At 42.3% G+C, this 14,493-nt stretch carries 10 protein-coding genes; all 10 read right to left on the bottom strand.

Going from position 1 to position 14,493, the window contains the following annotated elements:
- Positions 1-10 precede the first annotated feature (10 nt).
- Positions 11-1,495 (bottom strand): NCS1 family transporter, encoded by a 1,485-nt coding sequence (locus MKY17_RS01120; protein WP_098371752.1) that lies wholly within the window; start codon positions 1,493-1,495, stop codon positions 11-13.
- Positions 1,496-1,537: 42 nt separating this feature from the next.
- Positions 1,538-2,956: a dihydropyrimidinase gene (gene hydA / locus MKY17_RS01115; protein ID WP_098371751.1), complete on the bottom strand. Its 1,419-nt coding sequence runs from the start codon at positions 2,954-2,956 to the stop codon at positions 1,538-1,540.
- A 14-nt stretch (positions 2,957-2,970) separates the two neighbouring features.
- Positions 2,971-4,257, bottom strand: a complete 1,287-nt coding sequence (gene preA / locus MKY17_RS01110; protein ID WP_339201229.1) for an NAD-dependent dihydropyrimidine dehydrogenase subunit PreA — start codon at positions 4,255-4,257, stop codon at positions 2,971-2,973.
- A 26-nt stretch (positions 4,258-4,283) separates the two neighbouring features.
- Entirely contained in the window at positions 4,284-5,648 is a 1,365-nt protein-coding gene (locus MKY17_RS01105) for an NAD(P)-dependent oxidoreductase (protein WP_339201228.1), read from the bottom strand.
- A 705-nt stretch (positions 5,649-6,353) separates the two neighbouring features.
- Positions 6,354-7,619, bottom strand: coding sequence for a GTPase HflX (gene hflX / locus MKY17_RS01100; protein WP_144553358.1), 1,266 nt, complete (start codon positions 7,617-7,619; stop codon positions 6,354-6,356).
- Between the two features lie 275 nt (positions 7,620-7,894).
- A complete protein-coding gene (locus MKY17_RS01095) occupies positions 7,895-10,018 on the bottom strand; it encodes a heavy metal translocating P-type ATPase (protein WP_144553360.1) in 2,124 nt (707 codons plus the stop codon).
- Complete coding sequence (locus MKY17_RS01090) at positions 10,011-10,382, bottom strand: metalloregulator ArsR/SmtB family transcription factor (RefSeq protein WP_098371746.1); 372 nt, start codon at positions 10,380-10,382, stop codon at positions 10,011-10,013. Before MKY17_RS01090 ends, MKY17_RS01095 begins: the two co-directional genes overlap by 8 nt.
- A gap of 525 nt (positions 10,383-10,907) precedes the next feature.
- Positions 10,908-11,108 (bottom strand): cold-shock protein, encoded by a 201-nt coding sequence (locus MKY17_RS01085; RefSeq protein WP_034304915.1) that lies wholly within the window; start codon positions 11,106-11,108, stop codon positions 10,908-10,910.
- Between the two features lie 328 nt (positions 11,109-11,436).
- A complete protein-coding gene (locus MKY17_RS01080) occupies positions 11,437-13,131 on the bottom strand; it encodes a methyl-accepting chemotaxis protein (protein ID WP_179891077.1) in 1,695 nt (564 codons plus the stop codon).
- Positions 13,132-13,144: 13 nt separating this feature from the next.
- Complete coding sequence (locus MKY17_RS01075; RefSeq protein ID WP_098371744.1) at positions 13,145-14,314, bottom strand: ATP-grasp domain-containing protein; 1,170 nt, start codon at positions 14,312-14,314, stop codon at positions 13,145-13,147.
- Positions 14,315-14,493: the final 179 nt, after the last annotated feature.

The raw sequence follows: 14,493 nt of genomic DNA, 5'->3' as shown, positions 1-14,493 counted from the left end.
TCCCCCTTTTTCATACGTTCTCCTTGCCGGTTGAAGCCGGAAAAACCATCTCTTCCTCAAGTTCTGGACCTTTTCCGATTTTCCAATCCCTGCCAACTGAAATTCCTAAATATTTCTCATCGCTGGGATCAATGATTTCAGCTTGTTCATATTGCTTGAACCACCAATACTTAGCTAATATATAATAACTTGCACCGCCGAGAAGAAAGCCAATAATAAACGAGTAATTTGAAAAAATCGTGGCACCGATTCCGCCAATCACCCAAGAAATGATTCCTGCCCAATTCACTCCATTCAAATATTTATACTGGCCTTCACTCTCATAGAGGTCTCGTACATTCACTCTCCGTTTACGGAGGAAATAGTAATCCGCTATCAGGATGCCGACAATGGATGCCAGGATTCCGCCTATTATTAATAAAACTTCTATTATGATGCCGAACAGGCTCCATGGCTGAACTACTATCCCAATAACCCCCGCCACAACGACTCCCGCCCAAAATGGCATTTTAGGACCCATGACATTGGAGAAAATCGTAGCTGCGGGAATGACATTGGCCGTAGTATTCGTCGACCATTGAGCAAATACGATCATGATTAATAGGACCCCGAGAGCAATTCCACTTGCTGATCCCTGTATGGCAACTACAGGATCATAATTGGAAACAGCCATATAAGAAACGGCTCCGATAATCACCATGAACGTCTGCGTGATGGGATAGGTGATAATATTCCCAATTATTTGCCCCTTATTGCGCTTGAACCAATTTTTTTCATTTTTTGGTGCCTTTATATAGCGGGAAAGCGTGGGCATATCTGCAGTCAACGTGCCCCAAAATCCCATATTTGCCATGATGACGACCATGAAAGCCGTGGCGGCAGCACCGCCAGTGACCGGACTTTCAATCCAGGACCATACATCTCTTCCTTGGGCCACAGCCTGATCGGATAGAGTGAAATACATCCAGCCAGAAATTAAAATGATAACGGGCGCCGCCAAGTCGGCGAATCGTTCTATCGACTTTATTCCCATTGCCGTGTTGACCAATTGTAAAACGGCAAAAATGAGGAAGCATATAAACCAATTATCAAAGTCAAAAAGGGTTGTGAAGATAGCGTTCATTGCAGTGGCTCCAAAGTAAGTATTGAGGCCGAACCAGCATGACGCTACAAAACCCCGTACAACCGAAGGGATGTGGGTGCCAATCGTACCGAACGGCGCCCTCATATAGACCGGGAATGATATTCCATGTTCAACACCAATATCCCCTGTCATTGTCATCAAAAAGCCGAGAACCACACAGGCAATGACCGTTGCAAGAACGACCCAGCCTAAGGATAAACTTTGAACACCGTTCCCACCGATTGCGAAGGCGGCCAATACTACAGCCATGCCCACCCAAATGAAACCAAATCCGGCTGCACTTATATTTTTCTCACTATGAGGTATAGGCAGCAAATCGGGAGACTTTAAATAATCTTTCTTCTCACTCATAGAAAATCCCCCTAAATTAATTTGCAAGATTCCTTACCGAAGTTAGACTGGAAGCCTTTTTCCGGTATCCGGCTTCAGCGCCGCATTATATTTTGCCCGTTTCAGGAATTGCCCTTTTCCAGCTTCGCCTACAAATTGTTTGTCTTTAATGACGAATTGACCTCTCGATAAAACGGAAACCGGTTCACCTGTAATTTCCATACCTTCAAACGCATTATAATCCACAGCCATGTGATGAGTATCTGCAGAAATGGCCCTTTCAACTTTCGGGTCAAAAATGACGATATCAGCATCCGAACCTACCGCAATCGTCCCTTTCTTAGGGAATAATCCAAATAGTTTTGCAGCACGCGTAGAGGTCATGTCGACGAATTGATTCAAGGTAATACGCTCTTTCATGACCCCTTCAGAGAAGAGGATGCTCATACGGTCCTCAATCGTTGGGCCACCGTTCGGTATTTTCGTGAAATCTTCACGTCCAAGTTCCTTCTGTCCCTTAAAATCAAAAGAGCATTGATCGGAGCCGATCGTTTGCAGCTGTCCCGTTTTCAAAGCATTCCATAGCACTTCCTGATTTTTCTTCTCCCTTAACGGCGGGGACCATACATACTTAGATCCTTCGAAATGGGGCTTTTCAAGATAAGACTGGTCAAGAACCAAATATTGCGGACAAGTCTCCCCCCAAATATCCACCCCTTTATTTCTTGCCTCCGTGATCTTTTCAACCGCATCTTCACAGGTGACGTGAACCACATAGAGCTGACCATTTGCCATTTCCGTCAGTTTAGCTGCACGTCCAGTTGCTTCCCCTTCAAGTTCCGGAGGCCTTGTCAGTGCATGGTAAATTGGATCGGTGTTACCTTCAGCAAGTGCCTGCTTTGTAAGATAATCGATGACATCACCATTTTCAGCGTGAACCATGACAAGTGCGCCAAGTTCCTTTGCTTGCAACAAAGTGCGGTATAGCGTGGCATCATCAGCTTGAAAAACATTCTTGTAAGCCATGAACACTTTAAAGGAAGAAATCCCTTCATTATCGATGATACTTGGCAACTCAGCCAATACATCATCGTTAATCTCACTGATCATTAAATGAAAACCATAATCTATGGCCGCTTTTTCATTGGCCTTTTCATGCCATGTTTCAATTGCTTTCTTTAATGGCACCCCTTTTTCGGTCAGACAAAAGTCGATGATCGTTGTCGTGCCTCCATATGCAGCAGCAATCGTACCCGTTTCATAATCATCCTTCGTCGTTGTCCCTCCAAACGGCATATCGAGATGGGTATGCGGATCAATGCCCCCCGGAAAAATATAAGCGCCTTTTGCATCAATGATTTCAGCCCCCTCAGCCGGCAGGTCCTTGCCAATCATTGCAATCTTCTCATTTTCAATCAATATATCCGCCTGATACGTATCTGCAGCTGTTGCAATCGTTCCATTTTTAATGATTTTCTTCATCTTCGACCCCTCCATCATTTTACGAAATCAACACTTTCACTGCTTATGCCCCCAAGGAACGACTGGCGTTCATTCCAGGTCATTGGCGGTAATTCATTTGTCAACTCGATCATATCGATCGCCCCATCGACCGGACAGACGATCGAACAAAGGTTACAGCCTACGCAATCTTCTTCGCGCACTCTCAAGAAGGAACTGCCTGACGTGTCCTTTAACATATCTATACATTGATGAGATGTATCTTCACACGCAATATGGCATTTATTGCAGTTGATGCACACATCATTATTAATGCGCGCAACAACCTTATAATTGAGATCTAAATTCCCCCAGTCGGAATAACGCGGTACGGACTTACCGACAATATCCATCACAGAAGAAATCCCTTTTTCATCAAGGTAATTGGACAGGCCATCAATCAAGTCTTCTACTATTCTAAAACCGTGATGCATGGCAGCCGTACAAATTTGCACTCCAGTTGAACCCATCAATAAAAATTCCACCGTATCCTGCCAATTTGAAATCCCGCCTATTCCGGAAATGGGAACATTGATCATTTTATTCCTTGCACACTCAGCCACCATATTCAAAGCAATCGGCTTCACGGCGGGACCGCAATACCCTCCGTGGGCCCCCTTGCCGCCTACATGGGGAATCGTATTCCATGAATGGATGTCCACTCCTGCCAAGCTGTTGATCGTATTGATCATGCTTATTGCATCCGCACCGCCGCGCACCGCCGCTTCAGCCGTAACCGTAATGTCGGTTATATTGGGTGTAAGCTTGACGATGACGGGTTTGGATGCAGCTTCCTTCGCCCAGTATGTTTGCTTTTCCACAAGTTCGGGAACCTGTCCCGAAGCAGCTCCCATCCCACGCTCTGCCATACCGTGCGGGCAACCAAAGTTTAACTCGTAACCATCGACCCCCACATCTTCTATACGTTTGATGATTTCATGCCACTTTTCCTGTTTTGGCTCCACCATCACCGATGCAATGATTGCATGATCAGGGAATCTCTTCTTCGTTTCATATATTTCTTTCAGATTCACTTCAAGAGGACGATCCGTAATCAATTCTATATTGTTGAACCCGGCAACTCTCTGTCCATTAAAGCTGACCGCTGCAAAACGTGATGAAACATTCAGGATAGGATCACCCAATGTCTTCCAAACAGCTCCACCCCAGCCAGCTTCAAATGCGCGCTGGACTTGATAACCCGAATTAGTAGGTGGTGCTGAAGCAAGCCAAAAAGGATTGGGAGATTTAATACCTGCAAGATCAATTGATAAATCAGCCATGATAAGCCTCCTAATTTTCATAGTTATTAAGCAATATCCACCGCTTCGCCCATCAAAATCGATTCAATTTCATAGGCTGTCTTCTTCCCTTGCTGGGCAGCTGAAACAACCATTGCCTCACCTTGGCCTTTTCCGAAGATCACGTCACCGCATGCAAAGATCTTTTCATTCGATGTCCTGTAGGAATCACCCTCCAATGTTACGACACCATCATCATGTTGAATGCCGAACTGTTCAATCAATCCTACATACCTGGATTGGCCTATAGCACGAATGACCCCATCGACCGGTATGACGAACTCTGATCCGGAAATTTGGACTGGACGGCGCCTACCATCTTCCCCCGCCTCGCTAAGCACCATCTTCACGCACTCGATGCCCGTAACCTGACCGCTTTCATCCGAGAGTATCCTGGAGGGGGCAGTCAGCCAGTGAAACCCGACACCTTCTTGTTTGGCAAACTCATATTCAAAATCATAGGCTGTCATTTCCTTTTGGGTACGACGATAAATAATGCTCACCTGTTCGGCGCCAAGGCGTACAGAACAGGTTGCGGCATCGATCGCCGTGTTTCCAGCCCCTATTACCGCCATCTTCTTCCCAATGAATTTATCAGTGATTGCCCCTGTTTTCGTTGCTTTCACGAAATCGATTGCATCATAAACTTCAGCCAAATCCTCCCCTTCAATTCCAAGCTTAGGAACATCGGACATGCCGATCGCTAAAATGACCGCATCATAGTCGGCAGTCAGCTGATTTGCGGAAACATCCACTCCGACCCGTGTATTCGTTTTAATATCAACATCCAAACTCTTTACTTGTTCTGCTTCCCAATAAGAAATGCTCTGAGGTAAACGGAACGATACAATTCCGTAAGTATTTAATCCGCCTGGATTCTTTTCAGCTTCGAAAATGGTTACACTGTAGCCAAGCAAGGCTAACTCCCTTGCTGCAGACAAACCCGCCGGACCGCTTCCTACAATGGCAACTTTTTTGCCATTCTTCTTCCCGGCCTTGAATAGGGCTTGTTTATTTTGGATGGCCCAATCTGTGGAATAACGCTGGAGATTGCCAATCATGATTGGCTTTGTAGAATGGTTCAGGACACATGACCCCTCACATAGCTCTTCAGTCGGACATACCCGCGCACAGCTGGCACCGACAGGATTGGCTGTCATGATGGTCTTGGCCGACCCTTTAAAATTACCTGAAGCTATCTTCTTAATAAAACCTGGAATATCTATTCCGGTCGGACATGCTTGGATGCATGGGGCATCATAGCAGTATAAACATCGATTCGATTCTTCCAAAGCTTCCCTTGGGGATAAACCCCTCTCCACTTCCTGGAAGTTAATCTCCAGATCACCTTTTAATGGGCTCGTCATACTCATCCACTATTTCTCCTTCCAAACATTTATTTTTGAAAAATAAAAAGGGAGGAATTGCATGCATTTCTCTCTACTGTCCTCATATTTAAACGATTGAAAGCATTGCCAACATGGTTTTCATCAATTTATTCAACTAACAGTCATGGCGATTTCCCAGCCAAAATTCTCTCGTTTTGTTTATTATTTTCTATCATTCTCTCACTGGTCACGCCTCGGTCCCTGCTTCCTTCTAACACAAAAAGCCCCCCCTGCTAATCTTAAAAACTCATATCCTGATGATAAATCAGAGAATTGAGTATTCTTTATTTTATAATGTTAAAAAGTAAGTTACATTATACAAAGTGTAAAGTATTTCCAGATGCTAGATATGCAATATGTAATAATCATGTTATATTTCCTAACAATAAGTGATAAACATCGTCATTTTTCTACATTCAAACTTACTTTTCACCATACTTATTGATATTCTTTGGATGATTTGTTCTGAAGACCTAATTATCAACACTTTGTCCACATAAAAAAAAACCCAGAAACTAAAATCTTGGTTTCCTGGGTCTTTTCACTTTTATCCACAACTTATTCACATATTATATGGCATTATTCTCTTTGTTTTCGCAGAACAGAGGCATTCAACCAAAAGTTATCCACAATATTGGATCGACTTTTCCACTTATCAACAAACCGTTAACAATTTATCAACAGGCAGGTTCATTCCGGATGAATAACGTATCGTTTATATTTCTCATAATCCGTTTTCTTGCACTCAAGCTTTATTCGATATCCGGTTGCCTCATATTCTGTTACGGTTATGTGACCATTTTCATTGAAATATGAAACCAGCTGTCCTTGATCAAATGGAATCAGCATTTCACAGTGAGTATAGTCTACAAAAATATGCTTGCGAATTTGATCTATCAATTCCTCAATGCCAACTTTGTTTTTTGCTGACATATACACAGAGCCACGATTCACCTGAGGGATATCCAAATCGGTAAGGTCCGCTTTATTATAGGCAAAAATCGTTGGAATCCCTTTAATGCCTATCTCGTCTAAAGTATTATCCGTTATCTCTATTTGCTGCTCATGATTAGGATTGGAAAAATCGACAACATGGATCAACAGATCCGCTTCTACCACTTCTTCCAATGTGGATCGGAATGCTTTCACGAGATGATGGGGTAATTTGGACACAAACCCCACCGTATCCGTCAATAAAAATTCCTTTTTATCCGGAAGCGGGATGTTTCGGACGGATGTCTCAAGCGTAGCGAACAGCATATCCTTCTCAAACACCTGCTTCTCGGCTGTTGGATGGAACATCTCAATCAGGGCATTCATGATCGAAGATTTACCTGCATTGGTATAACCGACTAAGGATACGACAGGGATGGCATTCTTTTTCCGCTGTTTCCTCTGCGTTTGCCGGTGTGCAACAAGGGCTTCCAGTTCTTTATTCAAAACACTTATATTTTCCTCGATTCTCCTGCGGTCAAGCTCTAACTGCTTTTCACCTGCACCTTTGTTTGTACCGACCCCGCCACTCTGACGCCCTAATGACTCCCTCAAACCAACGAGACGCGGGAGCATATACTGAAGCTTTGCCACTTCTACCTGAAGCTGTGCCTCCTTCGTTTTCGCCCGATGCGCGAAGATGTCCAGAATCAAGATTGTCCGGTCGATCACCTTGCAATCCATGTCCCTCTCCAGATTACGAAGTTGCGAAGGGGAGAGCTGATCATTAAAAATGACGACGTTAGCTTCTTTATGCTCAACGAGATTTTTTACTTCCTCGATCTTCCCGGTTCCGATAAAATGTGACGAGTTCACCCGTTGCAAATTTTGTGTGATGGTCCCTGCAACCTCTACCTCACATGCTTCCGTTAAATTGGCCAATTCCTCCATTGAATACTCAAAATCCTTTTGACCGTTGAGATTAACTCCAACCAAGATTGCCCTCTGCTGTAATTCCATCATTTCAAATCCCTTCCGTACATACCTTACTCCCTATATTATGCTTAATCAAACCCATCATACTGCCTAAAAGCCAGCCACATTGTAGCATACCAGACATTACTTGCATAACGTTCGCTGCCCAAGTTTATAGGACTTCCCTTTACTATAAAAGAAAATTCAACAAAAAAATAACAGGACCGATTAATTTTTTCAAAGTTTCACATGAAACAATTGGAAAGCTAATAAATAAAAGCTCCCTCGTGCACCTTAAGATACACCAGGGAGCTCATATTATTCTATTCCTTTACTCTCAATAACCTAAGACTATTCAATGTAACTAATAACGTCGCACCCATGTCGGCAAAAATCGCCATCCAAAGTGTTAACCAGCCCGGCGCTATCAATAATAAGGCCAGGATTTTAATCACCAATGAAAACGTGATGTTCTGCTTAATGATTTTTAATGTTTTGCGGCTTAAGCGGATTGTATAAGGCAGCTTCGATAAGTCATCACCCATTAAGGCAATATCGGCTGTTTCAAGGGCCGTATCTGTACCCGCCCCGCCCATTGCTATTCCTACCGTGGAAGCTGCCAAGGCCGGAGCATCATTGACACCATCGCCTACCATGGCCACTCGATCATATTTTTGTTTCCATCGTTTAATGATGGTCAATTTATCTTGTGGCAATAGCTCCGCCTCGATCTCATGAACGCCAGCTGCCGCTCCAATAGCTTTAGCTGTTCCGATATTATCCCCAGTCAGCATGATCGTTTTTTCAATGCCTAATGCATGCAGTTTCCGAATTGCTTCTTTACTGCTTTCCCTTATTTCATCAGACACCGCGATGAGCGCCAGGATCTTCACTTGATCGCCAAGCACCATCACCGTTTTTCCCGCATTTTGAAAGCCGCTGATTAATTTAAGCACATCATCAGAGAAAACTAAACCTGCCTCTTCTTCAAAAAGGTGGGGTTTACCAATGTAATAGATTCCTTGATTGATTTTCCCTTTTATACCTTTACCTGTGATCGCAGTAAAATCCTCTACCAATAAAGAATGATAGTCCACATCGTGGTTTTCCGCCTTTTGAAGAATGGCTGTGGCAAGGGGGTGCTGTGACCTGCTTTCTAAAGCAGCAGCGATAGCCAGCACATCCTGTTCATTCAACTCAGCAGATAACACAGTGAAATCAGTCACTTCAGGTACGCCCTTTGTTAAAGTACCCGTTTTGTCAAACGCAATCGCCTTTAAGGCTCCCGCTTCCTCCAAATGGACCCCGCCTTTAATCAGCACACCATGTTTCGCAGCATTTCCGATAGCTGTCACAATGGCGATGGGCGTAGAAATGACCAAAGCACAAGGACAACCGACAACAAGTACAGCCAACCCCCGGTAAATCCATTCACTCCAATCCCCGTTCATCACAATCGGGGGCAATACGGCAATGGCCAAGGCAATGAGCATAATGGCCGGCGTATAGAATTTTGCGAATTTATCCACGAAAGCTTGGGAAGGGGCCTTTTCGGCCTGTGCTTCTTCAACTAGGTGGATGATTTTTGCAATCGTCGTATCCTCGACTCGCTTCGTGACCTCCACTTCGAGCAACCCTTCACCATTTAAGGTTCCGGCAAACACTTCACCATCAACCGTTTTAAAAACCGGCTCGGATTCCCCAGTAATGGCTGCTTGATTAAGTGTCGAGGCCCCTTTCATGATCCTGCCATCCATGGCAAGCTTTTGACCCGGTTTAACGATCATGATGTCGCCCACTTCAATCTCATCAACAGCAACCATCATTTCGTGATGCCCCCTACGGATCAAGGCTTCTTTAGGTGCGATGTTCATTAATGATTCTATAGAATTACGAGCTTTATCCATCGAATATTTTTCCAGTGCTTCACTTATCGCAAATAGGATGACGACAGTCGCCCCTTCGCCCCATTCACCAAGCACGGCCGCCCCGATGATTGCAACCGTCATAAGGGTGTGCATATCAAAGCGAAGTCTGACAAGATTCTTCAATCCATTGACAAATAATGAATATCCCCCAATTATGATTGCAGCCGCATAACCGATCACCGGCATGATGCCTCCATCAGCATATCGATTATCCAATATCCAGCTGATCAGCAAAAGGATAACCGAGAACACCACTTTTATATTTTCTTTTTGCTTCCAAAATGGTTCCTTTTGCTTCACCTGTTCCTGTTCACCACGGATTCTCAGGTTATCAAACGCACCCGCCTTTTCAATTTCTTCTATAGTCGCACTGCCCTGTACAGAAATCTTCGAGGCACCAAAGTTGATTTTGGCATCCTCCACGCCCTCTAGTTCACGGACTTTGTTCTCAAATTTAGCTGCACAATTAGTGCATGATAGACCTTGGATACGATATGTTTTTAATGGGGACTCAGCCATCGACCCTTACCTCCTGCTGATGTTCTAAAGCAATGAGAATTAATTGCTTTATATGGTGATCATCCAACGAATAAAAAGCCAACTTGCCTTCTTTTCGGTATTTTACGATTGCGTGTTTATAAAGGGTACGAAGATGATGTGACGTTGTCGCCATCGAAGCACCAATGATATTGGCCAGATCGCACACACACAATTCCTCGTCCTTACAGAGCGCATAAGCTATCTTCGCCCTATTCTCATCGCCTATAACCTTAAACAGCTTCGACATGCTGGATAAATTCACCTGGCTCATTTCCTCTTGAATGCGATTAACCTTCACTTCATCATGCAGGTGGACATCACATATATCTTTCAGTTCCGTCATCTTCTCACACCTCTCATTCAAATCTGCGTTTGATTATAATATAACACAATTACCTGAATATTCAAATCTATATTTGAATGTACAAGAATCTTTTCTCCTTCCTTTGAAAGTGCTATATGTCTTTATATGTGGGCCATCGTTTTTTGTTTCACTTCGCAGTCGTTCCCCTGGAATTTTACTGAACACAAAAGGGCAGGCCGTCCTCTTTTCAGGGACTCCATGAATCTCCTGAACCGAAACTTCTATACTTCAGGCGAAAAAAAAAGAAGGGACATAAATTCCTTCACGTCCCTTCAATCCAATGATTTCAGTAATTTCCTATCGATTCCTTGATAAGTATAATATATTTAATTTAGTATTTTTTAGAAAAACTATGATATACTTAGTCAAACCTTTTTAAGCGTTTTACTTTACTTGTACCATTTACCCTGCTTATCGTTGAGCAGGGTTTTTTGCTATGTATTTTCACAAAACAAAAAAAAGACAGACCCTATAACAAGGATCCGTCTTTTTTTGTTATTGAAATTATGCTTTTTGAACGTTAGAAGCTTGAGGTCCGCGTTGACCTTGTTCTACTTCAAAAGTAACTTCTTGACCTTCGTCTAAAGATTTGAAACCTTCGCTTTGGATAGCTGAGAAATGTACGAATACGTCGTCTCCGTTTTCGCGTTCGATGAATCCAAAACCTTTTTCTGCGTTAAACCATTTTACTTTACCTTGTTCCATTGTTGTTGCCTCCTAGTGCATCTAAGCACAATGTATTACTATCCTTGCTCTAAGTCATCATCGAAAACGAAAAGTAGTACTTTTAGTATCCTTAGTACCGAACAAAAATAATTAAGACTAAGCATAACATTAAATGGTAGCGATTGCAAATAGTTTGGGGAAACTTTTTTCCAGCAATTTTTAATACTCTCTAAATTCATTTAAAATCAAGCAGTAACCAATTGGCTCTATCTATACAGATGATGGCTTCATGACCTCCCACATGCATTCATCAAAACAAAAACCTCTCGTATAACAAGAGGTTTTTGTAAATGTTCAAATCGAATATTTATTTTTCGGTAATGAACTTTTCTACCATTTCTTCTAAAATGGCCGATTCTTTTGCTAAATCTTCATTTTGTTCCTTCAATCCAGTCATTATGGTGCTTTGTTGAATTGCAGCTGCCGAGATTTGCTCCGTTGTTGCGACTCCTTCTTCTGAAATCGCCGCAATTTCCTGAATGGATGCCAGGCTTTCATCCGAAGACTCATTGATTTTTTTCGAATGTGCGGCTAATCGTTCCGTGCCTTTCAGTAATTTCTCTAAGGATTCAAATATCTTATTGAAAATCTCGCCATTGTTTTCCACTAAGGAAACACCATTTAATATATCCTGAAAACTCTCATCATTATTTTGGATGACTTTGGCTGTTTGTTCATTAATCCGCATAATGGATTCTGAAATGATATCGATGGATTCATCTGTTTGCACAGCCAATTTTTGCACCTCTTGAGCCACTACGGCAAAACCTCTGCCGGCATCACCCGCCCGTGCCGCTTCAATGGAAGCATTCAGGGATAGCAGGTTCGTTTGAGAAGCAATCACCCTTATTAAGCCAATCACTTCATTTATCTTCACTACATCCTCTTCCAGGCTCACCAAATTGGCTTTATTCGCTTGGCCATTTTCCATGATTTTATCCATCTGGCTCGTTACATCTTGCACTTGTTTACTTCCTTGTTCAGCAAGTGTATTGGTATGCAAGGTAAATTCATTCATTTCATTCGTTTGTTCGTTCATTAAACGGATTGTGTCCGTTAAGTCACTGATCATATTGGAAATTCGGTCAATATGATGGGCACGTTCTTCTGAAGCTTTTGCTTCTTCCGTTGTCCCCGTCACTATCTGGCCATAGGATTCCACCATCTCCTCAAAGGATTGCTGAATGGACACTGTCGTTTGATTCATCGTTTGGGCGTGTTCACGGACATTCTGGATAATACGGGCCAAACTTAACCTCATATCTTCGAATCCATTTGAAAGATCGCCAATCTCATCCTGTCTACCAACGTGAATCGATTTACTTAAGTCCCCTTTTGCCATTTCATTCGTGTAACCAACAAGTTCATTGACGGGTCCCGAAATCTTTTTCCCGATGACAACGGCGCATAGCACACCTAATATAACGGCACTTGCAAGAAATAAGATATTATAGAATATCATTGTGCTTTTTAATTCATCAATGAATTTTGCATCCATATCGATTCCGGCAATCGCGCCCGTCCCTTTGATTGGCGTAAAGTACGACTTGTGTGTACCCCACTTATCTTTATATATTTCACTTAATACGTCTTCGTTTCCATTTATCGATTTTGCCTGTTCCGGCGTGAAAGGGGATTCCACCATGTAGTCCTCGCTGCCGTTCAAGGCTACAATCATGTCGGCATCATTCTCCCGCTTCAACACATAAACATATTCAATTCCCTTTTTATCTTCAACAAAGGCATCTAGTTTCCGCCTAATCTCTTCGCCCCGTTCGGAAGCTTTGTTTATCAAAGTGGGATTGAGGCTCGCTGCTAAACTGTGGGCATTTTCAGAAAGGCGATCATCGAATTGCGGAAGGACATTCTCATTGATCATTTTATTAGTAATATAGGAAAAGCAAAGACCCATGGCCCCTGCGAAAAGTACGATAGGAATAATATAAAACAAGAATAGTTTTGCCAGCAAAGATTTTTTAGGATTAAGCTTTGAAAATCTCATTTCCATGCCCCCCTTAGATGAAAACCAGGTGTTTTATAGTCAAATATGGTATTAAGTCCAAATGGAGCAATTGGAGATTTTCATCCAAATCCTCACTTCTATAAAAGATGATTGCCATGCTCCGGTCATTTTGAAAAGGAAGCTGCCTATATTCCAAAACATGTTCGAATTCATGACGAAGTCCATCATGATCAATACATGAAACATCTTCCGGATTTATTTCCAGTGGTACCTCTGCAAAGAAAAAGCTATATATATGATCGTCCATCTCTTCCAATATCCGATTCCAATCAGGTTTCGTTCCTGAAAAATAGTGTTCATACATATTCATTCCATAGGCATGGTAACCTAGATCCGTTGTACCCGCCCCAGCAAAACGCAGGGGATTGATTTCAATGGGTATCACCCGGTTTTCCTTTTTGCGAATTTCAAAGTGTACAGGGTAATTCCTAAGTGGAAGGACCGTTTGAATATTCTTCATGAACTTTAGTGCATCATGATAGATTTCGTTAATGGCCAACTTCGAAGTATAATAAATTCGATCGGAAGTATCGTAATCATCCTTGAATAATCGTTTGAAGATATTCAAAATGACCGGTTCACCATCTTGATTGTAATAGCCATCAATGGCATACTCTTCACCCTGAATCCACTCTTCTATTAAAACGGTCTGGGAACCGACCACTTCTGAATCATATAATCCATCCGAATGAAGTAAATCCGCTTTAAGCTGGTTCACGGCTATATCCCAATCCTGCTCATTATTGACTTTGTGGACCCCTACACTCGAATAGCCAATATTGGGTTTGATAACTGCCGGAAACGGTATTTGATTTTTATCCAGGTCACTTATTATGGATAAATCAATATCTTGGAAATAGAAATCGGGATATAAAGATTTCGTCAAATTTCGCACCTGACTCTTATCCTTCAATAACTTTGACCAAATGTATTCATTGCTATTCGGTTGGAAATGACCTAATAATGTTATGCCATTTTCAGAGTTTGTAAGAATTCTTTTGTCCATTTCCATGGACTTGAAAAATTCGGTATCTTTTTGAATGTTTAGCTTTTCTGATGTTAATGCGACTCCCCATTGCCCTTGTTCCAGCACTGGAATTTGCTGTTCCTCCAACACCTTTAGAAGAATTGGCGACACAATGGACTCATTCAAAATAATCATTTTTTCCACCTAACTTATACTGTTTTTTGTATCTCCATATTTAATCGGTCAAAAGCGGTAAGTATTTAGCTTATATAGGGATTATTATTAAAAATGCATTAAAAATAAAGATATCAATATATCTTTTTACCTTTCCCATCAGATCTAGCCTTGAGGTCCTTACATGGAATGTTTAATTT

The sequence above is a fragment of the Peribacillus sp. FSL P2-0133 genome (assembly GCF_037975445.1).
Lineage (GTDB): Bacteria > Bacillota > Bacilli > Bacillales > DSM-1321 > Peribacillus > Peribacillus simplex_E.
The sequence above is the reverse complement of the archived record's forward strand: the minus strand, read 5'-3'. Positions and strand labels throughout refer to the sequence as shown.